The following is a 25,296-nucleotide window of genomic DNA, read 5'->3' as shown; positions in this document are numbered from 1 at the left end:
TTTAATGGTTGATCATTAAATATATGAAATAGGACGCTTATTATATCCTTTTTCTCCAAATGGTTGCAACTCTTCTATATACATGCTTTCGAGTAGTTTGATCTCTTTATTATAGTCTGTTACTTCATCGTCCTTATGTCCAATTTCTGCCAGAATTTCAAACCGGAAATGTTCTTCTTTCCATTCCTGCTGAAGATCCGGGTTAGGGTGTACGCCAAAGTTTAACTGCATTTTATGTCTGTTCCAGATAGCATTGAGGTTAATGCTTCCTTCAATATAGATTTTATTGTTAAGGGTATTCCTTATCTGGAAAATACCCATTTTAAACTTCATCTGTTTATATTCCTCTTTCAGCTCTTTCTTTGTTTTCACTATAGTTTAATTGAAATGAGAGAATTGTTTACAGTTGTATTTGTTTCTGTAGATATCGTTGTGCCTGTTTCAAAGATCCTGTCTAACTGGGGATTAAACTGATTAATGAATTCAGTATAGGAAGAGGGGGTTCTCCTGTTGAGATAGAGTAGTAGTGACCCGAATACGATTGCTTTAACCTGTCCTTTGAGGATTTCGATCTGATCTGCTTTGATCAGGTTGCGTGCAAGACAATCATTCCAGGCTTCTTCACAAATTTGATTGAGAGAGGAGCTGATGATGTCAACGATAGCTTTCTTATTCCCGAAATCTTCCATCTTTTCCAGGAAGAAAAGGTCAAAAATACCGGGGTACTGGATAAAGAAATCCATGTAGGCCCTGACACATGATTTGAGGTGTGTGATTGTTTTCTCTCTTTTTGGAGTCCTTTCTTTCACGTATACATTACATTCTTCGTAGAAATCATGGACGCACAGGAATATCAGGTCGTTTATGTCCTGGAAATAACTGTACATGGTGGTATAGGAGTATCCTGCTTTCTCGGCAATGTTTCTCACGCTCAGGCTTTTTAATCCTTCCGCTTTGAGTATTTCTTTGGTAGCCTGTAAGAAATAACCCTTCATCCGCTGCTCATGGACCTTTTTATCTTTCATTTTGTTTATTTAACAGTGTTAAAGATAATTAACATTGTTAAATAAACAAAACAATGTTAATCAGTTTTTAGGATTATTGACGATAGCTCCGTCATCATACAGCCGGCTTAAGCCGGTTATTTTATCATTTTCTCTGATCATTTTAATTTTCAGATAAGGAAGGTTCTCTATCATGAATAAATCGTCTGCTATGGCGACTAAAGGGTATTTTGAGTTGCCTGTTTTCTGGATATATAATTGTCCGTTTTCGAGGGCGATCGTCCTGTCTCCGTAGGTACCAGGGTATTGGGCTAAGTTCAGTGTTATGGGATGTAATTTGGCTTTAAGAGCCATCAGGGCCCAAGTCACCTGAATGTTTTCCTGGGAACGCTTTTCCAGGGCCTTTATCTGGGCGGTTATCAGTGCATCTTTGGCTGCCACTTCTATATCGGGTTTTACACCGGTACCTTCCCAGTCGGTTTTAGTAATGGAACTGATGGACCTGCCCTGGGGGATATGTATGATAAAATTGTTAGCCGCTGCTACCGGCATTACAGGATGGGCACCTCCTCCGGTAGTTTCTCCTATTATGGTGATGCGTTTCAGGTTTTGCAGGCTATAGCAGAAGTCTTCAGCAGCAGAGAAGGTGCTTTTGCTGGTGAGGACATACACGTCTACATCGGGCATGCGTTTGCCTTCTACATAGGCCAGGGTCCATAACTGGAATGTGCTATTGGTAGGACGCCAGTAGATATCAGTTAATGGATGTGGCTGATTGTCAAAGAAATAACTTGCCAGTAGTTGCACCATAGTGGTAGCACCTCCTCCATTATTTCTCAGGTCTATTATAATGGCATCCGTGTTGCTGAGGAAGTTCATGGCGAGTACGGCTGTGGCTCCACCATCTGCGGGTTCTTCAAAGCTGCTAAGGTTCAGGTAGCCTATGTTTCCGTCCAGGATTTTCAGCTCCTTAAAGCCAAAGTTCTGCGAGCGGGAGAGTTCAAACCTCCTTTTTACATTGGCAAGACTGTCTTCCTTCTTTTCGCTATGTACCATTCCCTGGGGATCATATCTTACTCCCAGGTGTTTATCATGACAAACAGCTAACAGATCTTTAGAGAGTTGATCTGCAAATGCATTCGGGTCTTTAATATTGGCGTAATTGCCTTTTTGTACATTTTGTTGTAATTGCTTCACCATCTTTTCAGCTACATCGGGATAAACATATCGTTCCGTGAGTTTTTTAGAGATTGAATCAATGACCTGGGTTTTCTCATTGGCAGTAAGGGAATTCTGTGCATTTGCCAGTCCGGAAAAGGTTGTTAAAAGGATGATGAATGTGATAATTTTCATGAGCTTTTTATATTCCTCAATGCTAAAGAATTATCTTCAATACCAGTTTGTAAAAAACGGCCATTTAATTTATGGGCATCGTTAAAACCAGTCCTTTATATTTAGGTAAATACGTGCAATGTTTTTATTCTGTTCTTTCTCAGGAGCGGAATGACGTTGTACATCGTCGTCTTCCGGATGGAACATTGGATCTGGTATTTAACCTGGGGGCTGCGGTAACTCTATCCCGTGATGAGGTGCAGTTTGATAAGATGCCTGCCGTTTCGTTGACCGGGCTTTATCCTGACAGGAGTTTCCTGCAATACCAGGATAAGGTACATCTTGTAGGTGTTGTTTTTCAGCCGGGTACGGCGCACCTTTTCATCAATGATAGTCTGGAACATATAAAGGCTTCTACTATAGATGCCGGAGATGTGTTTGGGCATGATATTTACAATCTGCCGGATCAATTAAATACGTTCTCTTCTGAGATCGCAAAGCATCGTTTTCTGGAACAGTTCTTAATGAAATATGTTAAGCCTCATAAGGAGGATTATCATTTGCAGCATATATTCGATGCGGTGCGACAGATTCATGCTGCGGAAGGCAATCTTGATATTGGTGTATTGCACAGGCAACACCTGATGAGTGAGCGGAATTTCAGAAGGAAGTTTGTGGAGTGTGTAGGTATGAGTCCGAAGCAATATGCAGGGATTATCAGGATTAAGTCCTTTAGTAAGCGGTATGAATCTTCCAGGGCTACTTATAGTGGGATTTTATATGAACTGGGATATAGTGACCAGTCGCATTTCAATAAAGATTTTTTGCGGATAGCTGGTACTTCACCTGGTATCTATTTTAATCAGCTACATCCTATTGCTGAAAGGTTTATCCATCTTATTTAGTCTGTGTATAAAAAGCCTGTTGAATACGTTTTGGCTTTCCCCTTTATTAGTACTCTGTCTCCTTTATCTATGCAGAACAATGTACCTATGCGGTCTGATAACTGTAATGCCAGCATTTCCGTTTTGTTTAGCTGTTCACCCCAGTAGGGTATCAGTGAGCAGTGTGCGGATCCTGTTACAGGATCTTCAAAGATAGATGCCTGGGGCGTGAAGTAGCGGGATACAAAGTCGCAGTTGTCTCCTTTGGTGGTGATGATTACTCCACCTGGATCAAGGTTGATCTGGTCGAGTATCTGCCGGTTGATGGTAATGTTTCTGATATCAGCTTCCTGTTCATAGACTAATACGAAATCCCTGGATTTTAAAACGGCTATTGGTTGTTTGCTGAGCGCGTTTTTTATGATTTCCGGTAATATGGCGTTAGTTGGTTTCCTGGATGGGAAGTCTAATGTGTAAAGGTCATTATCTACGGTAACGGTGAGGTCTCCGCTTAGTGTATGGAAGACAATAGTGTCTGAAGTATAGTTGAGAATGCTTTTAAGGACATGGGCAGTAGCCAGGGTAGCATGCCCGCAGAGGTCCATTTCTATTTCGGGCGTGAACCATCTCAGATGAATTTTATCACCATTATCTACGAAAAACGCTGTTTCTGCTACAGCATTCTCTTGCGTAATTTTAAGTAAAAGATCATCTGGTAACCATTGTTCAAGAGGTACCACACAGGCGGGATTCCCGCCAAAGGTTTTGTCTGTGAATGCATCTACCTGGTAAAGCGCTAGTTTCATTTGGGCATTAATGTACGAAAATAATCAGTGATGATTATCATTAAGGCATATCAAAACTGCGTAAGAGATATGAGCGGCCGCTCATGATATTTGATACTAAAGGGGTTAATTATGGGCTAAGCTGGAGAGAAGATATGAGGGGGCCTGCTGGTTTTCAGGTGGCCATGGCACTTCATGTAAAGGATCAAAAAATCCTTTTATACAATTGGGATTACGGATGCAAATCTGGATGTGGTTTTTTTCATTAAATCCAGATCCTGGGTACAGCGGTTCTCCTTCTACAAATACTCCTCGTGCAGAATCAAATGGTTTTACGTTTCTTGCAATTCTGTCTTTGTGTACATTTTCAATTACAGCACAATCTAAATGGCGGATTAGCAAATCTTTTGATGGTCCGGGAGCTATATTTTCAGGAAGCCCTCCATCTATACCATCACCAGTACTAGCGATAGTGATAAATGAATTTTTAACCATTTTCAGAAAGCTTGTGTCAAGTAAATCCAAACAGTATTGGAGATCAATAACAGCGCCTATTACAGTTGGATTTTTGATTACTTTTTTACCTGGTGGATTTTGCGCAAATTCAAGCGCTCTTTCGTAATTATTTTCCCAGAAATAACAGCCATTTCCCAGCCAGTCGTAACTTTTAACACTGGGTTTCATAGGAAGCCCTTTGCAAATTAATGCGTCCTTAACTTCCTGGTCACAGCCATGAAACCCGATAATAAAACCGGGACGCGTAGAATGTCTCATAGATAAACTAATTAAAATTTTGAGGGTGAAGTTGGTTAACTTAAAAATAAACTTAGTAATCCGGACAATAATCGTCGGGAATTTCTAATTTGAAAACCTCTTTGCTTCCTTTAGGAACAAAAAGATGTAGAATCTTAAGGCTTTCGAGAAATTCTCTCGCAGCTTCCGGAGTGGCAGTAACGCGTCTGCGTTGCTCATCCAAACTGTCCATTGATTCCTTGTATTCTTTTTCTGTCATCATGAAATAAAATTACAGATTTTTTTATTTCACAAACAAATTTTTGAGGAATTTATTTTTCAGTATTAACAAGGGTTTCAGCCTGAAATTTCAATTATTAAAAGGGTGTTTTTGGCATCGAAATTATTTACAAAATGACAGAATTATAAAACAGATCACATAACTTTTTCCAGCACACTTCCCTTCAGATATGTTTTCTTTACGAATGACCCTGTTTCAGTGAAGCCGGCTTCTATCCATAGATCTTTGCATTGTGGATTTGCGTATAGTACTATTAATGGCCGTTTTTTCCTTAACAAACTTTCAGATACTCTCAGTATAAACTCGCTCATTATCGCAGCGTCAAAGGGATTGAAGAGAAAGATAACACCTACGGTGTCCGGGATTTCATACATACGGGCATCCGCACACGTAATTGTAACAGGAAGATCTTTACAGACACTGGCCGCCTGATCACATAAGCGCTGAGAAAAATCAATGCCGATGATATTCTTAAATCCATAAGCGGCTGCCATCACGAGTACACGCCCTCTGCCACATCCCACATCCAGGAAAGTAGTATCTGTAATTTTCAGCTGATCGAACAACCATCCTGCTGTATAATAATTTACAGGCTCGTAAGTGCTTACATGCAGACGGTCTTCTTTGGATACAATATCCGACAGGTTATCAAGTCCGATAGTACTGATACCATATTGTTTCTCTCCCCTGATTTCATGTTTTACTATGAAAATCGCCATGTCGATTCCCCAATGCCATGAAACGTATAAGAAATAGCGTAAATACTTCATGTGAGTGCCAAAAATAATGTATATACTTATAGAATTAATCTATTAGCATTTTTTAATTACAGAAAATCATTCATTTTTGTTGAAAATCAAGAAAAGCCTTATTCAAATCATCGAAATTGTCGTATATTTTATTGTGCCAACCAACGCCATATTCACCCCAATGCTGTTATAGTATATAAAATCATTACGAAGACAACCTATATATCGTAAACCGACAGTAGAGCATAGACAGCGAGTATGGCAACTAAACTGTAATAAATTATAGTATTGCAATGAATGAACAAATTCTAATTGTAGAAGATGAATTGATTGTCGCAAGTGATCTTCGTTTAACACTTGAACGTGCCGGTTACCGTATTTGCGGTATCGCCCGTTCTGTGATCAGGGCTCAGGAGATTCTTAAAACAGTAAGACCGGATATTGTGTTACTTGATATTTATCTGAAAGGCGATCTTACAGGAATAGACCTCGCAGCAGAGTTGAATCAGCGAAAAATTCCATTTGTTTACCTCTCGGAAAATTGTAATAACCAGGTACTGGACGCTGCAAAGCTCACCCAGCCTTACGGTTTCCTGATAAAGCCTTTCAGAGAGAAAGACCTGCTTGTAACCCTGGACATTGCCCGTTATCGTCATGATCATCAGCAGGAACTGAGATCAAATACTATAGTCGTTACATCTGTACCCCACTTTCAGGGCATTATTGGAAATAGCCAGGTGATGCAGCATATCTTTCACATGGTAAGGCAGGTGGCTCCAATGGATACATCTGTACTGGTGCTGGGAGAAACAGGTACCGGTAAGGAAGGGATAGCGAATGCTATTCATCAGTTATCTGCAAGGAAGAACAAAGCATTTGTGAAAGTAAATTGTGCCGCATTACCGGCCCAGTTAATAGAATCGGAGCTGTTCGGTCATGAGAAAGGTGCCTTTACAGGTGCTGTAGATAAAAGAATAGGGAAGTTTGAACAGGCAGATGGTGGTACGATTTTCCTGGATGAGATAGGTGAAATGCCTGTGGACCTGCAGGTGAAATTATTACGTGTATTGCAGGAGAGGGAGATTGAACGGATAGGAGGAAAGGGGCCTGTAAAGGTGAATGTCCGGATTATTGCAGCCACCAGCCGCAACCTGGAAAAGGAAATCGCCAATGGCAATTTCCGGCTGGATCTTTATTACAGGCTACATGTGTTCCCTATACAAATGCCGCCACTGCGGGAACGTAAAGAAGATATCCCTTTGCTGGTATCTCACTTTATACAGATGTATGCCGCCAGGACCAATAAAACGATCGTTGATATATCTCCGGATATTATGCATGACATCACAGCTTATCACTGGCCGGGAAATGTACGGGAATTGCAACACCTGATAGAAAGGAGTATACTACTGGCAAAAGATGGTGTGATAAGAAAAGTAGATTTACCTTCTGCTATGGTGCTTGTTTCAGAAAATGCACCACCAGGACAGATTAAAACAATTACTGAATTAGAACGGGATCATATACTTTCTGTTTTAAAGATGTGTAATAATAAGATTGCAGGACCAGGCGGTGCTGCAGAATTACTCAATTTGCCTCCAACTACATTAGCTTCTAAAATGAAAAAGTTAGGCATTACAAGAAAACATTCAGTCTGATCTTCTTATATTGCATTAGTATTCCCCCGATTTATCTTTTACCATTAAAATTACAGTACATGAGTGACCCAAATCTGGAACGCCATTCTCATTATGACACCGTATCAAACGCTATTGAGGCATTAAGAAAAGAAGGTTTTACAATTGATTTTAATCTGGAAGGGGACTATCTGTTAAGTCATTCCGATAAGATACATGTAAATGATTTTAATATCGTAGATGTATACCGTTATGAAGGTAATTCTGATCCTTCTGATGAAGCCGCAGTATATGCTATTGAGTCTGCTTCCGGCTTAAAGGGGATATTGATAACTTCCTACGGAGCTTATTCAGACTCACTTTCCACCGCAATGCTGCACAAACTTAAAATGAAATAAAACATCCATTTATATGAAAGCAAACATTGGTATCAGCGAAGCAAATTCAAAAGCTGTTGCACTTATTCTTAATCAGCTCATTTCTGATGAGCAAGTGTTATTCGCCAAAACGCGCAATTATCACTGGAATATTGAGAGTCCGAGTTTTATGGAATTGCATAAATTCTATGAAGGACAGTACACGGAACTGGCAGAAACAATAGATGAAATTGCTGAACGTGTTCGTAAAATCGGTCATTTTGCAGAAGGCCGTTTGAAAGATTATCTGAAACTGGCTAACCTGGAAGAAGGAGAATACACTAACGACCAGAAAACGCAGTTGAAGAATCTGCTGGATGATCATGAAACAATTATCCGCGGGATCCGTGGTCATATTTCTAAAGTAGAAGATGATCATCATGATATTGGAACTGCTGATTTCCTGACAGGTGTTCTGAAACAGCATGAGCAATGGGCCTGGATGATCCGCGCTTATCTGAAATAATAAAATTATATCAACAGGGGCCTTAAAAGCCCCTGTTTCTTCTCTTTCTACAACTGTAGAAATCTATTCCCTCTGGCAAGTGCTATCCTTATGCTATTTTGTCTACTTCTGTTCGTATTGTAATAATTAATGTTAATCAGACATCTAATCCTTGCTTGGTTTGATATTTGAATTAATCTTAATTTTTATATATATGTTGGAGTTATTACAAATAAAACGGCAGCTGGAAGAGCAGCGATATACAAATACTGAAAGCTTATTTGAATTACGGCTTTTGCTGATGGAGGCTGCTTCTATATTAACAAGGAAACATATAACGAATGCTAAACAGGAGAAAGATGTAAAAATGTCGGCCCTGTTATTAAGATCATTTGATAATATCAGAAGTTACTTCTATATCATTGAAACGACGAAACGAGATTATGAAGATTGTTTCATTAACATACAAAACTTAGTAGTCAAAGATATGCTGAACCTTTTGTCTTTATCAGATATGCAGGATTATAAAATTGTACCCCTTCAAAAGACTTCAAATAATTCCCCTGTTTTTATTTAATTCCACGTAACTGACGAAAGCGTCATAAATTTAATTCATGAATACGATCAGAATAGGTTGGGCCGGATTAGGCAACATGGGTATTCCCATGGTTAAGAATCTTGTGCGTGCAGGATTTGATGTTACAGTGTATAACCGTACTGTTGCGAAAGCAAATTCATTAAAGGTTGAAACGGGTGTACGTGTAGTCACTACTCCACGGGAACTAATTGAGAATGTTGATTTCATCATTACGATGGTAGCTGATGATAATGCGTTAAAAGCTATTTATCAGTCGCCCGACGGATTGTTATCCGGGAATATTCCTGCTAATCTGCTGGCGATAGATATGAGTACTGTTTCTCCTGATACCACTAAACAGATAGCTGCTTTGTGCCGGGAAAAAGGTATTGGCTACCTGGATGCTCCTGTTTCCGGAAGTGTGAAACCGGCAGAAGATGCACAGCTGATTATCATGGCCGGAGGACATGAAGACGACTTCGAAAAGGCTAAACCGATATTCGATAGCCTGGGAAAAACTGCCCGTCTCGTGGGAGAAAATGGAAGCGGTAATTATGCGAAGCTGGCTGTTAATACATTCTTAGGTCTTACTGTACAGGCATTGGCGGAAGCTGTGGTCTTTGCACGGAAAAACGGGATAACTCCTGAAGTATTGTTGCCGATTATTAATAGTAGTGCGATTAGCAGTGGGGTGACAAAAGTAAAATCTCCGGGTATCATTGCGAATCGCTTCTCACCTGCTTTTTCATTAAATCTTCTGAATAAGGATATCCGGCTGGCAAAGGAACAAGGGTTAAATACGCCTTTGGGTAATGCGCTGGCAGACAGTCTTCAGGAGGCTTTACGAAAGGGATTGGGAAATGAAGATATGATGGCGATCATCAAATCATTATAATATCAAAAGTAAAAAGGCTCCGTTAGGAGCCTTATGTTTGTAGAGAAGTACTTTCTTTTTTAATGTACAACAACGCTCTCTCTTTCTTTCTGCATAACTACAGGATGTCCTATCTGTTTACGCCCGATTACAAGCGTTAAGACTCCCAATATGGCAGATCCTGCCATAATGCTGACCATAGGAAGGGCTGTATTGGTATTAAACAGACTTACTCCTACAGATGCCAGGGCGCCAATACTCATTTGCAATGCACCCATCAGGGCCGCAGCACTACCGGCATTCTTTTTAAAAGGCGCTATTGACAGGGCAGAGGCATTTGGATTGACAAAGCCAAGACAACACAGGAAGAGGAACAACATGACGATGGTAGCAGGCAATCCGTACCAGTTTAAATAAGTCCCTATCAGGAAGATGATGCCTGTGATAGCCTGGCAGATGAGGCCTACAATGATGATCTGATTGCTGCTATACCTGCGTAATAACAGGCTGTTTAACTGACTGGAACCAATGAAGCCTACAGATAAACCCGCGAAGATCCAGCCATATGCGTTTTTGCTCAGGTGGAAGATATCCATGAACATGACAGGGGAACCTGATACATAGGCAAATAAACCAGAGAAAGCCAGGGCACCTGTTAATGCGTAGGTGTAAAACTGTGGCTCGCGGATCACCGCAAGGAAGTTCATTATAATGGGGCCGGGCTTTAAAGACATGTTTACATCCGGGTGATAACTTTCCGGCAGGAAAAAGATACAGGCCAGTAAGATTAATATACCCATTCCCGCCAGGATGATGAATACTGTCTGCCAGCCGAAAGCGGTAGTTACGTATCCGCCAACTGTAGGTGCTATCATGGGAGAGGCGCCTACTACCAGCATTAACAGGGAAAATACCTTAGCTGAGTCTTTTACCGGGAAGAGGTCGCGTACCATGGCTACAGAAGCAACAGCTGCTGCGCAACTGCCTATTGCCTGGAAGAAACGAAGTACTACCAGTGCATCAAGCGTTCTTGCCGTAATACAGCCTATGGAGGCAAGGATGTATAGTGTTAGTCCTATGTACAGCGGTTTCTTTCTGCCAAAACGATCCAATAGCGGGCCGTAGAGCAGTTGTCCGGCGGAAATCCCGATGAAATAGCTTGACAGGGAAAATCCTACTTTGACGGATGTCGTGTGCAGGTCCAGGGCAATCGCCTCGAATCCTGGCAGGTACATGTCAATCGAAAAGGGCCCCAGTGCGGTGAGTGTCCCTAAAATCAAAATTAAAAAGAAGTATTTCTTAGTTGGCATTTCTTCTTGCATAGTCGTATTATCTATCTGTGTGTAGGGATCAGTATAAAAAAACTTAATAGCATTTAGATCTGTAGTTTCATTCTATCTACAGAATTTACCTAAGTGTTTTTTAGTGAAACTTCTTGTTTGAAGAATATCAGAGAAGATTTTGATTTTTCTTAATGGCTCCTGTAAGTCATGGCATTCCTTGACGGAAACGTTTCCGGATATCAATTCTGGTATATAGGTCTGGCCCTCTTTTATAAGAGATCTCAGATTTTTTCCCTTCATCCGGTTGGTCGGATACATTCTCATTATTATTCATTTCTTCACTAAGCTCTATTAAAGGTAAGCAAAAGGAAGTTTGTTTATCTTCGTAGTCCTATGAAAAATATTTACCTGTTGGTGCTGTTATTGCCCTTGTTCTCCTATGGGCAACAGTTTAAGTCTTCTGTTTCATGGCTGTTTCATCATTCAAATGATACTAAGCAGTTAGTTGATAGCTGTGTATACAACGAAAATGGGATGCTGATTTTTCGTCGTGATTATAATCTGTTTAAAGAGAATGATTATGAGGATAAACGATATACTTATAATGGTGCGGGAAAGCTGGTGAAATCTGTGAGTTATGATGTGGCCGGTCAGCCCTGGTTAACTGATTCAATTGGTTATGATGAACAAAACAGGGTGATATTTGAAAAGGCATACCGGAATAATAATGGTGAGGTAATAACAGATAAGGAGATTCGTTATGGGAAAAACAGTGTAGATATTGGTAAGGATATATATGTTCTGCGAACATATGATACTAAAGGGCAGTTGGCAACAGAAGAGATGTATAAGGATACGGTGCTGATAGAAAAAACGGAGTATCAGGATCATGGAAAGAAGGTAACAAGGGGGGAATTGATTGTACAGACTTCTGATGAAGGGGAGTTTACTTATAAAAATGGAATTTTGATCTCTCAGATAAAAGGCGCAGAGAAAGTGTTTTTTGGAGTGCCTGTAAAAAGAGAAGTGACCATCTTTGATGAGAATGGGTTGAAAAAAATGGTGCAATATTATCAGGATGGAAAATATTATCAGCACCTGGAGTATTACTACAGGCGCTGACTTTTTATAATTACTTCGGCTGATTTTAAACCATCTGCTTTTACTTTTAGTTTGATTATTCCTTTATTGTCGTTTGACCTTAATATTGCTAATGCTTTTCCTTTAAATGTAGTACAGGCAGGTTGCTGAAAACTTGCAGGTCTGTTTGGGCAGGCGCTGCCAGCACCGGCAAGTGTCCCTTGTCCGCTTATTTCCAGTTGTAAGGGGATATCTGCGTTAGGTACTACATTGTCCTGCGCATCGATGATTTCTATGTTAACGTAGGCCAGATCTTGAAGATCAATTGTTTTACGGTCTGCTTTGAGACGGATAGCCGCTGGTTTGCTGGCGGTGACCAATGTTTTAACCCCTACTTCTTTCCCGTTTTTCATGGCAAAGACTGCTAACATGCCGGGTGCATAAGGCACATCGAATGTTACAGTAAGCGGTGTACTGTCCGGCACTTCTTTGATAGCCAGTGTGGCTCCGTTGAGATCCAGTTTTACAGCTTTACTGCGGGTGAATACCCTGAGGTGCATGAGGGTGTCTATATAACCGGGCCATGTCCATGAAGGTGATTCGTCCGGCCATCCCCACCAGCTTACGATTTCTTTGGTACCTGGCGGTTTTGGGGTGTGTACAACTACTTCGATGGGGCTGTTATTCCATACCACATCGCGGTAGAGGGATTGTGTTTTTTTATTCCCTATGAGGTCGATATCTCCGCAGTAGGCATTGAACCAGGGGAAGGAGAGGCGCTGTGATTCTTTGGTCGCATAGATGCTGTGACCGATTCCGGCTTCGCCGAGGTAGTCCATGGCAGTCCATACGAAGTCGCCGATAACGTAGGGGAGGCCCTGTACCTGTGTCCAGGCCTCGTATAGTTCAGAAGGCACTGTTTCTGAGCCGAAGACGATGCGCCCGGGAACGCGTCTCTGGTCTACCGCATAGCGGCTCCATTGGTAATTGTAACCGGCAACGTCCAGTAGAGCGAAGGATTTGTCGGTGGCTTCCCATTTGTAGGGGCGTTCCCAGAAACTGTTTTCGGCTTCGGTGATGGGACGGGTGTTATCCAGTTTTTTTATGGTGTTTACTAATTGCCTGGTGATGGCGAGGCTATCCGCGCGTTCGGGTATTTCATTACCGATGCTCCACATGATAACGGACGGGTGATTACGGTCTCTCAGTATCATGGATTCGAGATCGCGTTGCCACCAGTCGGGGAAGAAGCGGTGATAGTCCTGGGGGTTCTTTTTCTCGAACCACGTATCGAAGGCTTCATCTATTACCAGCATACCGAGGCGGTCGCAGGTTTCAAGGAATTTCTCTGAGGGAGGGTTGTGACTGGTACGGATGGCATTGAAGCCTGCTGCTTTCAGCAGTTCTACTTTTCTTTCTTCTGCACGGTCGAATGCGGCAGCACCTAATAATCCGTTATCATGATGTACACAACCACCTTTGAGCAATGTCCTTTCTCCGTTGATAGTAAGGCCCGTTTCGGCGTCTATATGAATGTTTCTGATGCCTATGGGTATAACTACCTGGTCAGTTACTTTGCCTGCGTTAATGAGGCTTATTTCAGCTTTGTAGAGGTATGGGTGTGCTGGTGACCAGAGTAATGGGTTATTGATGGAAGTTTGTTTTCCTTCTGCCACCACTTTACCTGTTGAATCTATTATACGTACGTTGATTGCTGCATTGCTGGATTCTGTTATCTGTATGGTAGCTTTTTCTTTATTCACTACCGGAGTGGTGACGAAGATTTCTCCCAGGTGTATTTTGGGCCTGTTGATGAGATATACATGGCGATAGATACCTGCACCACTATACCAGCGGGTATTGGCACCAATGTTTTTCACTCTTACGGCGAGTACGTTTGTTTTACCGGCGGGGGCGAGGTAAGGAGTGAGCTCGTAGGTAAACGGTGTATAGCCGTAAGGGTGATTACCCAGGTGATGACCGTTCAACCATACATCGCTGTCCATGTATACGCCATCGAACCGTATACTTGTTTCTTTCTGGTTTTTGAGTATAAAGGTTTTTCTGTACCAGGCGGTACCGCCTACTACGTATCCACCTTGTTCTGTGGCGGGGCTATATTTATAGAAGGGACCGATGATGGTGCTGTCGTTTTGATTGGGCAGGTCTTCGATGGCCCAATCGTGGGGGAGATGTATTGTCCGCCAGTTTTTGTCTGGGAAGTTTGGTTGTTCAGCGCCGGAGATACTGTCTTTTTCTTTCAGGAATTTCCAGTTATCGTCAAACAGTTTTGTTTGAGCGAATGTGTTGAAGCTGGTAAGCAGGCAACTGAGAAAAAATATTTTATTGATCTTCATATTCACTTTCTTTTCTCTGCTATGGCTGTGTCAGGAGATAAATGTAATAACTTTTTTGCCGTTGTTTTGAATGTTTTTTTGAAAGACTTTTGGAATATTCCAGAAAAGTTCTACTTTTGCAATCCCAACATCGAAAGATGGTATACGGGTTCGGGGCGTAGCGTAGCCCGGTTATCGCGCCTGCTTTGGGAGCAGGAGGTCGCAAGTTCGAATCTTGCCGCCCCGACCGAACAAATTAAAAAGCCTTCAAATCATTAGATTTGAAGGCTTTTTAATTATAGTAAAATTTGAATGTGTTATATCTGTTCTCGGATTAAGGGATCAAGTTGAAAAGTTATTCTTTTTTACGGTTAGGTGATTTGTTGATAAGCTTTTTAAACTCTTTGTCAAAGTCACTCTCATAATTCCTGTCTTGCACTATTCGGAATTTTTCATATTCATTTTCTGCTAGTTTTACTGCCACATCATGGCTTACTTTCCCTGCATCTTTTAATATTTGGTATTCATTAAATTGTAAAAAGGCATCTAACTTTTGGATCCAGTCTACCATTTTCATAGGTAATTGTCGTGCTGCTTGATTTTCAGCGTAGTCTAAATACATAGTGACAATCCGTTCAAGCTCTTTGATTTCTTTTTCAATAAGATAGTTTTTAGCGATTCCTATATCGCTCTTCAACACTTTGCCATTGGGGGAGTTCCTGAATGTCTGTAATTATTTACCCGATAACCAACTGCTATTATTGCATCCAGATTGTAAAAATCCAATATTCTGTTTACATCACGGTTCCCTTCTTTTTGAACTACTCGAATTTTTCGAGTAGTTGAATCTTCCTGTAATTCATCACTTTTATAAATTTCTTTAAGATGGTAATTGATTGTATGGCTCTCAACTGCAAATAGTTCTCCCATTTTCTTTTGCGTAAGCCAGAATGTTTCATCGTTAAAAACAACTTCAATTTTTACATCGCCCTGAGGGCTACTGTAAAATATTATATCTGATGATTCTGATGTAGACATAATTGATGTAACGTGAAACTATTATTTTTCCACCTCAACAATTTAGCAATCTCTTGAATTTGAACCAAATCTATTATGAAGATCTTCGGAACGTACCCAATCGCCCTGACCGAAAACAAAAGGAAGGAGACCAATTTGTCTTCCTTTTCATTTTATATTGTCCTGCAAATTTAATCCATGTATTCTTAAACTTCATTTATGATCAAATCGGCTCAAGCTGAATTGTTGGTTTATATAGAATTTTGAGGTTCATTTATATTCTGCATATGTCAGGTTCAAAAAGTCAGGGATGAGTTCTTTATATGGTTTGCTCCAGCTTTTTAAAACAAAATCTTCAAATATATCAATCTGCTTAATATCCAGATGGAATCCTATTTTATCAAGGAATGCCATCATTATTGTATAACCTGCTACAGTTGGGTTTGTATCAATAAGTGCACGCCCCCCTATTTTATTTATCTGTACAGTCCAATTTGTCTCAACTAATGAAAAGGCAAATTCCAGCCCCTTTATTGCTGCAAGCTTCCAGGATTGATATCCCACTTCGGGAACTTCTTCTATGTAACCCTGACTAAAAAAACCTTTTCCGGAATAGTATTCTTTTATTTCATTCTGGCCGGATAAATTGGGCAATACATCAATATTTACAATGGCAAAACATCTAATGCCATTTTTAAATATTTTCCATTTGAAATCGTTTGTTTGGTCTAACATTTTATTTGTTAATAAACTTTATGTTAACTACACCAGGCAATATCCTCATTTAGTTAAAGAATTCCAATTTTCATCAAATCTTCCCAAAATAAGTTCGAAATCTGGCCGCTCATCCCGACCGAAAAATTAAAAGCCTTCAAGTCATTAGATTTGAAGGCTTTTATTATTACATGAAATTTAAAATGTGTTTTCTGAATGCTATTCAGAAAAACCATTTTTTTGTATTCGTTTTTCTTAGCAGAATTAAGGTAGTTTTCCAGGTTCGAACTATAATTCATACTACCTGCTCCATCCACCCATATCTTCATTAGCAGGACATACGTTCAACCAGGGCTGTACGCAATTATATAAGACCGTTGTTCATTTTCTGATAATTAAGGATAAAGAATAGCGGTATTCTGTATAATCCCTTTCTTTTATTTGACTTTTCCAGGAAGAATACATGATCAGTTTGATCCGGAATATTTAGAATCTCATGTGAATCAAATAGGATGCAGTTAACCAGGTGTTCGCCGGCATTGTTGTACTTAATTATTACCTACTTTTACAGATATGGTAATCATCGAAAGTCTGATGTATTTTTTTGACATCATGAAGGAGGATGCAGATGCTTTTTTATCGCATTTCAGGAAAGTTGAGTTACAGAAAAATGATGTTTTCATTGAACGGGGAAGGGTATGCCATACCATTGGTTTAATTGAAACGGGACTGATGAAATGTGTTTTCGATAAAGATGGCGTAGATATCGTCTTTGAGTTCGCATTTGAAAATAGTTTTATCTCCGATTATTATAGTTATGTGACCCGGACCGCTTCGGACAAACAAATCATCTGCATGGAGGATACAACTGTTTATGTCATTGAGCGCACGAAGCTTGATGAATTGGGTGGGCAGTATCCCTTCGTGGAAACCATGAGTCGGAAGATGAACGAATATTTATTTCTAAAAATGCATGACAAGGTAAAGTCCTTGTTACTGGATACGCCTTACCAGCGCTATAAGCACTTAATTGAGGATCGGCAGGATCTGGCAAGTCGTATCCCCCAGTATTTACTGGCGTCTTACCTGAACGTCACACCTGAAACCATCAGTAGGATCAGAAAAAAGATCTCGCTTGAACCTGGTTCTTGATTCAGATCAATCAATATGCAGCAGACGGAGGCTATTTTTGAGAAAAAAACATGCATTATCATCAGTTGCTGCTTAGCCAAACTCAAAACGCTTACGAATGGGCGAACCGGCTCATAGATGGTATACCATTGGACCAGTGGGACCATATTCCTGATGGCATTGATTCGAATGTTACCTGGCAGGCAGGTCACCTGTTAGTTAGTTATTACTATCATTCCATTATGGTCATTGCTGGTCACCAGATGGACGTGCTGAGGGAGGTTCCTCTAAAAGAATATGGAGAACTGTTTACGAAAGGAACACCAGCGAATACCGTCGGAAAGGTGTCAGCTGCAATGCTTCGGCAGCACCTCGCGATCATAGAGAGAAAGTCGATAGGTATCATCGAAACGCTATCGGAGAAACAATTGAGGGCACCGCTGGAGCCTGTTACACCTCGACACCCCATAGCCCACAGTAAGCTGGATGCGATTGACTGGAATATCAAACATGCCATGTGGCATTGCGGACAGCTGGCAATGCTCAAAAGGAGCATAAACGGCCGGCTTGAGTTTGCGATATAAATAAGACTGTGTATATAGGAAGCGTCGACAACCTTTTAATGGAAATGTCGGATTAACTCCACCTGCCTTCTGGGAAAGCCGCTTCCGTATTCAGGTTCTAGTTGCTCAGCTATGAACTTAGTAAGGTAATTCCATTATTTGCCAAATGGCAAGTGGTTCGAGGTCTGTCAAAAGTACTTTTGTATAAAAATTAAGAGAATGGCAAAAACAGTTTTGGTTACAGGTGCTTCCTCAGGAATTGGTAAAGCAACGGCAATTTATCTGGCACAAAATGGCTACAATGTTTATGGTGGTGCTCGCCGGATGGAAATGATGCAGTCATTAAAGGAATATGGAATCAAACCAATTATGCTGGATATTTCTAAAGATGGAAGTATTGTAGCTTGTGTTGAACAAATTTTAAAAGAAGCAGGTAGCATAGATGTTTTGGTTAACAACGCCGGATTGGGCTCATATGGTGCTCTCGAAGACGTGCCCATAGCAGAAGCAAAAAATCAACTGGAAATAAATCTGTTTGGTGTAGCAAGATTAATACAACTGGTATTGCCCCAAATGCGGAAAAACATATACGGAAAAATTGTCAACATCTCGTCTGTTGGCGGTAAAGTTGGTTTACCAATGGGTGTTTGGTACCATGCAGGTAAATTTGCCATAGAAGGTTTGAGCGATTCGCTTCGTAATGAAGTAAGACAATTTGGAATTGACGTAATTGTAATAGAGCCCGGTGGTACAAAATCTGAAATGATGTCGATTGGGGCTAAAGATATGATGCGTGTTTCCGGAGATACAGTGTACAGTAAACTGGCAAACAACGTACAAAAGGCATATACTAATATGGAAAAGAATTCGGCTGAACCAATTGTGATTGCCAGACTTATTAAAAAAGGAATTGAAGCGAAACACCCAAAAACAAGATATATCGGAGGCACTATGGCAAAGCCAATGTTGTACCTTAGAAAAATATTATCGGATAAAATGTTCGACAAGATGGTAATGAGCCAAATGAAATAGAAGGGTTATGGAAAAACTTATCAATTATTTATTACAGTTTGGGCATTTAAATCAGCAACAGGTAGAGCTGATAAAAAGCAAAGCTATAATTAAGACAATTAAAAAGGATGAACATTATCAGGAAGCCGGAAAAATACCCCGTGAAATTATCTTCTTAACAGAAGGGATTATGAGGATTGTCTACTACAATAATAAAGGTGATGAGATTACTAAATATTTCATTGACGAAAATAACTTTGTTGCGGATGTAAACAGTTATAACCAGGGAATACCATCTACTGAATATATACAGGCTGTAACAGATTGCGAATACATTGTATTCGCAAAGAGGGCAATGGAAGAATTATCGATGACGATTATCGGTTGGGACGCAATTATTGCTAAAATAACTGTTAAAGCCCTGGCAGAAAAAGTAAATAGAATCAGCCCAATGATGACAGAGGATGCAACTGAACGTTATCTGATGTTTTTGAATAATTTCCCCATGTTGGTAAACAGAATACCATTATCTTATCTGGCTTCTTATTTAGGCGTTACCCAATCATCACTGAGCAGAGTAAGAAGAAATATTCGCTAAATCAGTTTTGGGCGGGAAGATTCTTCTTAAGAGCTAATTTCAAGCTTATAGCCTTTGCCACGTATAACAACAATTTTGCTATTCGGATCAAATTCCAGTTTTTTTCTAAGTTTTGATATGAACATATCCAGGCTACGCCCCACAATAACACCTTCATCTTCCCATATCTCTTTTTGCAACCGGCTTCTCTCTATAGTCTCGTTAGGAGACAACGCGAAAATGAGCAGTAGACGTGTTTCAGTTCCAGTCAGGTCTATGGTCTCTTTATTTATTGTCAGCTGCCGCTTCTCCGCATCAAACAAGACCGAGCCAAAAGTGAATACCTTGGTACCCTGACCTTTAGGTAAGGTTCTCCTTGGCTTAGCAGATCTCAAAAAAATGAAACCAACAAATGCTAAAAATGGCAGGCTGCCCAGCAAATATCTGTTCTTTGCTGTATTTATTCCTATCGGCTTGAATTTAATGTTGATCATGTAACATGCTCTGGGTTGCACCCTTCCTCTACAAGCTACAATATCATCTTTTTTATTTTTGGATATAGCGTATCCATAGGCTACACTGGAGTTGCCACAATTCAGAACATTAACTACATAATCACTTGCGAGAGGGTCTTGGGCCAACAAACGCCGGGTAGTATTCACCAGGGAGCCCGGTTGAAAAGTAAGATCATTCTCAAACCTGATTTGGTATTCATTTTCAGCGATCTTTTTTACCGGGAGCACCCTTGATGTACTGTCGCCTGACTGTAAGAGTACTTCATGTCCGATCCTGCGGAGTAAAACTTCCCTTCTGGATATATCAAAATCGTCACTATACCCCATACTGAAAGCCACACAGATTACAGAGATAAACAAGAGTAGTATCAATGCGAACATGTATTTGCGTTTTTCGGAGAGGAAATTTCGACTAAGATGCATAGTGTCAAACTTTTATTTACAAAGGTTACATTTTTATTTACAATCCAGATTCCCCGCGCTGAAAGATATCAAAGTAATTTCACTGAATCAATTTGATAGGATATGAAAAATAAAAGAAAGGTTTTTCCGGCTCCGGAAGCTGCTTATTTCTTCAGAAACTCATATACAATATCCGCAGGCATCACTATCGTAGCCGTACGACTATACCTGGCGATATTAATCCCCCTGAAGTTCCCTGCCATATCAAATACAGGTCCACCGCAGCGGTTTGGTGTCAATACAGCATCATGTACAAACACGCCTGTAAATCCATCTCTACGCATGCTTTTACCTCCCGGAAACATCTCAGCAGGGTGAGTAGCTGCTATAACTGGTTTCCATGCTAACACGATCTGTTTAGTATAGAGAGTGCCCTGTCGTTTGAGTTGTACGGTAATTGTGTCATCCGGCCAGTACTTTTGTAACTCAGCATAGTACTTCTCTGCTTTGTCAATGGTAACCCCATTTATACTGATCAACTCATCACCTTCCTTAAGATTATTCTCAGCAGCAGGAGAGTTCCTGCGGACGAAGGTAAGCAGCAACGGACCATCTTTATATGCAATGGATGCCCCTGGAAAGCCTGTACTACTGATCTTTGGCAGGTCCAGTAATAATGATCCCACTATGCTGATAGTGTTAGCAGTATCCATGTTTGTACTTATCAGGAACTGACCTCGTTGCAGTAAAACTGGTTTAGACGGAGTAATGCCTTCTGGCAGCTTCCCCAGTACTTTTAACAGGACAAGATCTTTATCCCTGTTGCGGGACACAACAACTGCTTTAATAACTTTACCGTTGAAGTGAATCTCCGGTTCATTGCCGACCATCGAACTTTTACTTACGATATAACCATGGGTGAATACTGTTCCGTAGATCTTTTCTTCCTTATCCTTTATTTTACTGGTGATAAGCTGACAAGCCGCAGGCAGACCATCAGGTAGCGTATATTGCGGCATTGGGGCTACCAGTGGATCATGGCCGATAGTATCGATGTTATCCGGCAGGGCATTGTATTTTTTTGCAGTACCCAATGCTGTTCTGTACTTACGGAACAGATCTACAGGTATTTCATGATTCTCAGATTCAGGTATTCCAATTGCGCTATGAATCCCGATTACACGCCCCAGGCAATCAAATAGCGGACCTCCGGAGTCGCCGGGTTCCATGATACAGGTGGACTGTAAAAAACCACGGTCATCCCTGAGACTGGTAATACGACCAAAACGTACGCAAGGTAGTGGTTGATTCAGCGATTCCGGGTATGCAATGCTGATGCAGGGTTGATGGAGCTTTAACGAAGAGGAATAGCCAATTTCTGCATAAGGCCAGTTACCGGGAGTAATAATCTTCATCATAGATACATCAGGAACCATCGGATCATCAGCCATCTCTATTTTGCCAAGTGCCAGTGCGATAGTGGCTGTGCCATCCGGGAACATTACTTTGTAGGTAGTACCCGGGACGGTAGTATGTGCCGCCGTGAAGATATCGCCCTGAGGAGTTACCACTACTGCACTGAACTGGGCACCCATTTGTTGTCTGGTAGTCGTATCATAGGCCCAGACGCGCACAGTTGCGGGGTATGCTTTTTCTATAGCAGCATTCTGACCGTAAACATCAACACAGAAGATAAGCGTAATAAGCAGCAGTTTCAATATTTTCATATAAAGAACATAAAGCCCGGCAGATTTGTCTGCCGGGCTGCAACAGAATAGGGACAAATTAGTTACTAAAGATTTCGGCCAGTTTCTCATTCAACTTCTCACCGCGAACATTATCTGCAATGATCTTACCGTTTTTGTCAATGAGATAACATGCTGGCACGCCTCTTACGCCATACAGGCGTCCTACTGCGTTGTTCCAGCCTTTCAAATCAGATACATGCAGCCATGGAAGTCCGTCGTCTGCGATAGCTTTCTCCCACGCATCTTGTTTGGAATCCAGGGATACAGAAAGGATCTCGAAACCTTTGTCTTTATATATCTTATATTGTTTCAGCATGTTAGGGTTCTCTGCACGACAGGGACTGCACCAGCTGGCCCAGAAGTCGAGAAGTACTACCTTACCTTTCAGATCGGCGAGTGATAAGGGCTTGCCTTTTACGTCGTTCTGGGTAAAGGCTGGCGCCGGGTTACCAACAGCAGTAAGGTGTTGAGCGGTAATACGCTGACTGAGTTCTTTGCCTATATCGCTTTTCCGGAAGTCTTTGTTAAGTCCGTCGAGCAATGTTTGCGCAGTAGCCATATCGGTATAAGTGCCTGCAACTTCAGACAGTGCTACCAGGGCGAAAAAGGAGTTTGGGCTGTTTTTGACAAATTCTACCTGTTTCATACCTCTTTGCTTCCTTAACTCAATCTGTTTTGCATTGAGTGCATTGATAAACTCAGGATCCCTTTTATCTTCCTGAGATGCCTCCGCATATTCTTTCTGATAGGCAGCGCTAAGGGCCATAATGGAACCACCTATTTTTAAGTTGTAGGCTGAAAACTCGTCATATACTGAGGACCCGGCAAAACCAGCTTTACTTAAAGAATCTACAGACGTTACCTGAATATTCTCAGCACCGAAATAGAAATAGATCACATCTGCACCAGGCGAATAAATGGAAAATGGCTTGCCTTTTCCTTCATGATCAAGTGCCATGCGGGCGGTCGTATACCCTTCTACAGAACCGGTCAGTCTGAATCCCCCGTTTACCACGTTTGCAGAGTCTTCCTTACCCTGCCCCTGAGCATCGCTATAGTCAATGTAAATTTTAGCAGGTTTATCCAGCTTGCCTAGCTTACCTGTAATACTAAAGTCTTTTTTTTGTGAGAAAGCCAACACAGGAACCATTACTGTGCAGACAAGGAACCCTAATTTCATATAGTTTCTGTTTAAAAAATAAAATGCTGAATAGATGTGTTTATAGGATAAAGCACTTGTCAGCGATTTTCTTAGCTTTTTTACAGAAATATTTTCCCATACAGACAAAAAAGCCCCGCAAAGGGGAGCTGTTACATTGAGGGGTATACCAGTGTTCCGGAAGGGGGAACCCCCGGATATTTGTTAATGTATTCTTTCAGCGACCATCCGGAGCAAGCCTGAATACCGCGAGCAAGTCAGGGAACTCCTGCTCGAACTCGTGGAGCCCGTTCGCAGCGAACCTGGGTGTCTGTATTATAATCTCTTTCAGCAATCCGAAGACCCGGCCGTGTTCATGCTGGTAGCTGGCTGGGCCAATGACGAGGCTGTAGCTGCCCATTGAATATCGGGTTAAATCGTCTAAAAAACTGGTTCGGAAATTTGTCGGCTCACCCCGATATAAACAAGCTGTTTTTTTCAAACATAAGAATGCAAAAGTATTAGTAGATACTAAAAAGGCTCCATCGAAGCCCCGTATTTGTACTATCATATTAACCAACAAAACCGACTTCGTTAGGAGTCCCGTGTTTGTAGCAATTTAACGCGAGATTCCTAACGGAGTCTATTATGGAGAAGATAGATCGTTGCTACAAACACGGGGTTCCGACGGAGCCTATTATGTTTTGCTACAAGAGTGTATTAATTACTTTTGACAGCCTGTTTAACTTAAAACTCTTCTATTGCATTGATTGTGGTATTCCAGAATTTGCCACTTTCCACATTAGTGGTTATCCCATGGTAGAGTGCATCAGCAGCCTGCTCCGGTGTATAGGGTGCCTGGCTACCACCTAGTTTGGTTTGTACCCAGCCCGGATGCATAGGTGTTACACGGATTCCTCTTTCAGCAACCCGTTTAGCCAATATGGAAGCATACATATTAACAGCCGCTTTGGACATTCTATAACCAGGGCCATTACTATCCGCATTCCTCGGCAATCCCATATTACTGGAAATAAAGACTACCTGTGCGCCTTCTTTTAAGTATGGTAGTAAAGGTTCTGTAAAGAATACTACTCCTGTTACATTCGTAGCTAATGTTTGATTAAAGGCATTTATTTCAGGATTGATATCGAACACGTCCGGGGCGGTTCCGGCATTATTGATCAGCAGGTCTATGCCCCTGGTTAGTTTGGGAATCTGGCTGATGGCCTGTTGGATACTGTCTTTATCGGTAGCTTCCAGCGGGATTACATGGAGATTAGGGTGATGAAAACCTTCCATCTTCCCTGATCTGGAAGTGCCGATTACATGGTAGTTCTCGTTTAACAGTTTCTGTGCTAATGCCAGGCCAATGCCACTGCTGATACCAGTGATAACCGCCGTTTTAGGTGAGCTCTGCATCAACAGGCTGAACCAGTCTTCCAGGTGCCAGGTATGCGTTAATTTACCTTCTTTCAGGTAGTGAAACTCGTGGAGGGCGATAGTGACCTTTTTGCCGGTAGCTGGAATTCCCAATACCTCATGCTGATGGGTAAACGAGATGGCTGCCCTTACCCCGGCACGTTCATGTGTACCAAAAATCTCATGAATGATGATTTCTATGTCTGGTAATATAGTTGTAAAGTGACTGATGATATCTTTCAATCCCTGAGGGCCATCTACCTGGTCCTTACCTAATGGGATATCTTGCCAGTCGGGGGTACATACCTCATCCAGCAACGAAGGGTTTTTCTCCTTCCAGGCGCTGTAAAATATTTCTATGGATTGACGCTCCTCTGCAGTTAATGCTTTCACCATACCAGGTGTTTCACGTTGATTAGTCATTGCTTTAATTATTAATTTAGGCAAAGGTCGTGGAGGAGAGCGGGACAGTTGTGGTGACGATTTAAGTGTTTTTTTGGCACTTTCATGACACTCCTGTTTAAGTAATACCTCAATTTTATCTATTTTTAATGTTGGGAAATGGTAAGGATTTAACTATTTAGCCGAAATTTGGACTAAATTCAGGAATCACCAACTTAGGA

Annotated in this window: 28 protein-coding genes and 1 tRNA gene; 13 read left to right on the top strand and 16 right to left on the bottom strand. The window is 41.2% G+C overall.

Annotation, left to right across the window (positions count from 1 at the left end; genetic code table 11):
* Positions 1-15 precede the first annotated feature (15 nt).
* From BMW86_RS07910 to BMW86_RS07900, 3 genes are read right to left on the bottom strand one after another with little or no spacing between them, the layout of a single operon-like run.
* Positions 16-372: a GIY-YIG nuclease family protein gene (locus BMW86_RS07910; RefSeq protein WP_089780625.1), complete on the bottom strand. Its 357-nt coding sequence runs from the start codon at positions 370-372 to the stop codon at positions 16-18.
* Entirely contained in the window at positions 372-1,025 is a 654-nt protein-coding gene (locus BMW86_RS07905; protein WP_089780623.1) for a TetR/AcrR family transcriptional regulator, read from the bottom strand. Before BMW86_RS07905 ends, BMW86_RS07910 begins: the two co-directional genes overlap by 1 nt.
* Before the next feature lie 60 nt (positions 1,026-1,085).
* Positions 1,086-2,357 (bottom strand): S41 family peptidase, encoded by a 1,272-nt coding sequence (locus tag BMW86_RS07900; RefSeq protein WP_089780621.1) that lies wholly within the window; start codon positions 2,355-2,357, stop codon positions 1,086-1,088.
* 71 nt (positions 2,358-2,428) lie between these two features.
* Here BMW86_RS07900 and BMW86_RS07895 point away from each other — a divergent pair, with 71 nt between their 5' ends.
* Positions 2,429-3,241, top strand: coding sequence for a helix-turn-helix domain-containing protein (locus BMW86_RS07895; RefSeq protein WP_089780619.1), 813 nt, complete (start codon positions 2,429-2,431; stop codon positions 3,239-3,241).
* Here BMW86_RS07895 and BMW86_RS07890 read toward each other — a convergent pair.
* The 4 genes from BMW86_RS07890 to BMW86_RS07875 all read right to left on the bottom strand — a co-directional run bounded on the left by BMW86_RS07890 (position 3,238) and on the right by BMW86_RS07875 (position 5,808).
* Entirely contained in the window at positions 3,238-4,026 is a 789-nt protein-coding gene (locus BMW86_RS07890) for a PhzF family phenazine biosynthesis protein (RefSeq protein ID WP_089780617.1), read from the bottom strand. The two genes, BMW86_RS07895 and BMW86_RS07890, sit on opposite strands and share 4 nt — an antisense overlap.
* Positions 4,027-4,131: 105 nt before the next feature.
* The gene (locus BMW86_RS07885) at positions 4,132-4,779 is read right to left on the bottom strand and encodes a hypothetical protein (protein WP_177189192.1); all 648 of its coding nucleotides are present in this window, start codon (positions 4,777-4,779) and stop codon (positions 4,132-4,134) included.
* A gap of 52 nt (positions 4,780-4,831) precedes the next feature.
* Positions 4,832-5,020 carry a hypothetical protein gene (locus BMW86_RS07880; RefSeq protein WP_089780614.1) on the bottom strand — a complete coding sequence of 63 codons (189 nt, stop codon included), beginning with the start codon at positions 5,018-5,020 and terminating at the stop codon, positions 4,832-4,834.
* A gap of 152 nt (positions 5,021-5,172) precedes the next feature.
* Positions 5,173-5,808 (bottom strand): class I SAM-dependent methyltransferase, encoded by a 636-nt coding sequence (locus BMW86_RS07875; RefSeq protein ID WP_089780612.1) that lies wholly within the window; start codon positions 5,806-5,808, stop codon positions 5,173-5,175.
* Between the two features lie 272 nt (positions 5,809-6,080).
* Here BMW86_RS07875 and BMW86_RS07870 point away from each other — a divergent pair, with 272 nt between their 5' ends.
* The 5 genes from BMW86_RS07870 (at position 6,081) to BMW86_RS07850 (ending at position 9,757) form a co-directional block, all read left to right on the top strand.
* Positions 6,081-7,445, top strand: a complete 1,365-nt coding sequence (locus tag BMW86_RS07870; protein WP_089780610.1) for a sigma-54-dependent transcriptional regulator — start codon at positions 6,081-6,083, stop codon at positions 7,443-7,445.
* 59 nt (positions 7,446-7,504) lie between these two features.
* Positions 7,505-7,822, top strand: coding sequence for a hypothetical protein (locus tag BMW86_RS07865; protein ID WP_089780608.1), 318 nt, complete (start codon positions 7,505-7,507; stop codon positions 7,820-7,822).
* Positions 7,823-7,835: 13 nt separating this feature from the next.
* A complete protein-coding gene (locus BMW86_RS07860) occupies positions 7,836-8,306 on the top strand; it encodes a Dps family protein (RefSeq protein ID WP_089780606.1) in 471 nt (156 codons plus the stop codon).
* A 193-nt stretch (positions 8,307-8,499) separates the two neighbouring features.
* A complete protein-coding gene (locus BMW86_RS07855) occupies positions 8,500-8,862 on the top strand; it encodes a hypothetical protein (RefSeq protein ID WP_089780604.1) in 363 nt (120 codons plus the stop codon).
* 37 nt (positions 8,863-8,899) lie between these two features.
* Entirely contained in the window at positions 8,900-9,757 is an 858-nt protein-coding gene (locus BMW86_RS07850; RefSeq protein ID WP_089780602.1) for an NAD(P)-dependent oxidoreductase, read from the top strand.
* Positions 9,758-9,816: 59 nt separating this feature from the next.
* On the opposite strand, the gene BMW86_RS07845 is transcribed toward BMW86_RS07850, so the two are convergent.
* A complete protein-coding gene (locus BMW86_RS07845) occupies positions 9,817-11,058 on the bottom strand; it encodes a multidrug effflux MFS transporter (RefSeq protein WP_255372867.1) in 1,242 nt (413 codons plus the stop codon).
* Positions 11,059-11,412: 354 nt separating this feature from the next.
* On the opposite strand from BMW86_RS07845, the gene BMW86_RS07840 reads away from it, so the two are divergent.
* The gene (locus tag BMW86_RS07840; protein ID WP_089780600.1) at positions 11,413-12,141 is read left to right on the top strand and encodes a hypothetical protein; all 729 of its coding nucleotides are present in this window, start codon (positions 11,413-11,415) and stop codon (positions 12,139-12,141) included.
* Here the strand turns inward: BMW86_RS07840 and BMW86_RS07835 are convergent.
* Positions 12,129-14,456 (bottom strand): glycoside hydrolase family 2 TIM barrel-domain containing protein, encoded by a 2,328-nt coding sequence (locus tag BMW86_RS07835; protein ID WP_089780598.1) that lies wholly within the window; start codon positions 14,454-14,456, stop codon positions 12,129-12,131. The two genes, BMW86_RS07840 and BMW86_RS07835, sit on opposite strands and share 13 nt — an antisense overlap.
* Positions 14,457-14,607: 151 nt before the next feature.
* Between BMW86_RS07835 and BMW86_RS07830 the strand changes: the two genes are divergently transcribed.
* Positions 14,608-14,682 (top strand) — tRNA-Pro (locus tag BMW86_RS07830).
* A 108-nt stretch (positions 14,683-14,790) separates the two neighbouring features.
* On the opposite strand, the gene rhuM (BMW86_RS33000) is transcribed toward BMW86_RS07830, so the two are convergent.
* The 3 genes from rhuM (BMW86_RS33000) to BMW86_RS07820 form a co-directional block, all read right to left on the bottom strand.
* Positions 14,791-15,132, bottom strand: a complete 342-nt coding sequence (rhuM, locus tag BMW86_RS33000; RefSeq protein WP_218149128.1) for a RhuM family protein — start codon at positions 15,130-15,132, stop codon at positions 14,791-14,793.
* Positions 15,129-15,473: a RhuM family protein gene (rhuM, locus tag BMW86_RS32995; RefSeq protein WP_218149127.1), complete on the bottom strand. Its 345-nt coding sequence runs from the start codon at positions 15,471-15,473 to the stop codon at positions 15,129-15,131. The genes rhuM (BMW86_RS33000) and rhuM (BMW86_RS32995) overlap by 4 nt, the downstream gene beginning before the upstream one ends.
* Before the next feature lie 249 nt (positions 15,474-15,722).
* Positions 15,723-16,187 carry a hypothetical protein gene (locus BMW86_RS07820; protein WP_089780597.1) on the bottom strand — a complete coding sequence of 155 codons (465 nt, stop codon included), beginning with the start codon at positions 16,185-16,187 and terminating at the stop codon, positions 15,723-15,725.
* A 552-nt stretch (positions 16,188-16,739) separates the two neighbouring features.
* On the opposite strand from BMW86_RS07820, the gene BMW86_RS07810 reads away from it, so the two are divergent.
* The 4 genes from BMW86_RS07810 (at position 16,740) to BMW86_RS07795 (ending at position 19,469) form a co-directional block, all read left to right on the top strand.
* Entirely contained in the window at positions 16,740-17,318 is a 579-nt protein-coding gene (locus tag BMW86_RS07810; RefSeq protein ID WP_089780593.1) for a Crp/Fnr family transcriptional regulator, read from the top strand.
* Positions 17,319-17,368: 50 nt separating this feature from the next.
* A complete protein-coding gene (locus tag BMW86_RS07805) occupies positions 17,369-17,881 on the top strand; it encodes a DinB family protein (RefSeq protein WP_089780591.1) in 513 nt (170 codons plus the stop codon).
* 198 nt (positions 17,882-18,079) lie between these two features.
* A complete protein-coding gene (locus tag BMW86_RS07800; RefSeq protein ID WP_089780589.1) occupies positions 18,080-18,892 on the top strand; it encodes an oxidoreductase in 813 nt (270 codons plus the stop codon).
* Positions 18,893-18,899: 7 nt separating this feature from the next.
* On the top strand, positions 18,900-19,469 hold the full coding sequence (locus tag BMW86_RS07795; protein ID WP_089780586.1) for a Crp/Fnr family transcriptional regulator: 570 nt from the start codon (positions 18,900-18,902) through the stop codon (positions 19,467-19,469).
* A 26-nt stretch (positions 19,470-19,495) separates the two neighbouring features.
* Here BMW86_RS07795 and BMW86_RS07790 read toward each other — a convergent pair whose 3' ends face one another.
* The 3 genes from BMW86_RS07790 to BMW86_RS07780 all read right to left on the bottom strand — a co-directional run bounded on the left by BMW86_RS07790 (position 19,496) and on the right by BMW86_RS07780 (position 23,293).
* Complete coding sequence (locus BMW86_RS07790) at positions 19,496-20,344, bottom strand: winged helix-turn-helix domain-containing protein (protein ID WP_255372866.1); 849 nt, start codon at positions 20,342-20,344, stop codon at positions 19,496-19,498.
* Between the two features lie 185 nt (positions 20,345-20,529).
* A complete protein-coding gene (locus BMW86_RS07785; protein WP_177189191.1) occupies positions 20,530-22,092 on the bottom strand; it encodes a trypsin-like peptidase domain-containing protein in 1,563 nt (520 codons plus the stop codon).
* Between the two features lie 58 nt (positions 22,093-22,150).
* Positions 22,151-23,293 carry a TlpA disulfide reductase family protein gene (locus BMW86_RS07780; RefSeq protein WP_089783594.1) on the bottom strand — a complete coding sequence of 381 codons (1,143 nt, stop codon included), beginning with the start codon at positions 23,291-23,293 and terminating at the stop codon, positions 22,151-22,153.
* A gap of 190 nt (positions 23,294-23,483) precedes the next feature.
* Here BMW86_RS07780 and BMW86_RS33320 point away from each other — a divergent pair, with 190 nt between their 5' ends.
* A complete protein-coding gene (locus BMW86_RS33320) occupies positions 23,484-23,675 on the top strand; it encodes a putative quinol monooxygenase (RefSeq protein ID WP_089780579.1) in 192 nt (63 codons plus the stop codon).
* 323 nt (positions 23,676-23,998) lie between these two features.
* On the opposite strand, the gene BMW86_RS32760 is transcribed toward BMW86_RS33320, so the two are convergent.
* Positions 23,999-25,096 carry an SDR family NAD(P)-dependent oxidoreductase gene (locus BMW86_RS32760; RefSeq protein ID WP_177189190.1) on the bottom strand — a complete coding sequence of 366 codons (1,098 nt, stop codon included), beginning with the start codon at positions 25,094-25,096 and terminating at the stop codon, positions 23,999-24,001.
* Positions 25,097-25,296 lie beyond the last annotated feature (200 nt).

The sequence above is a fragment of the Chitinophaga sp. YR573 genome, assembly GCF_900110995.1.
GTDB lineage: Bacteria > Bacteroidota > Bacteroidia > Chitinophagales > Chitinophagaceae > Chitinophaga.
Note: the sequence above shows the minus strand (reverse complement) of the source record. Positions and strands in the feature narration are given on the sequence as shown.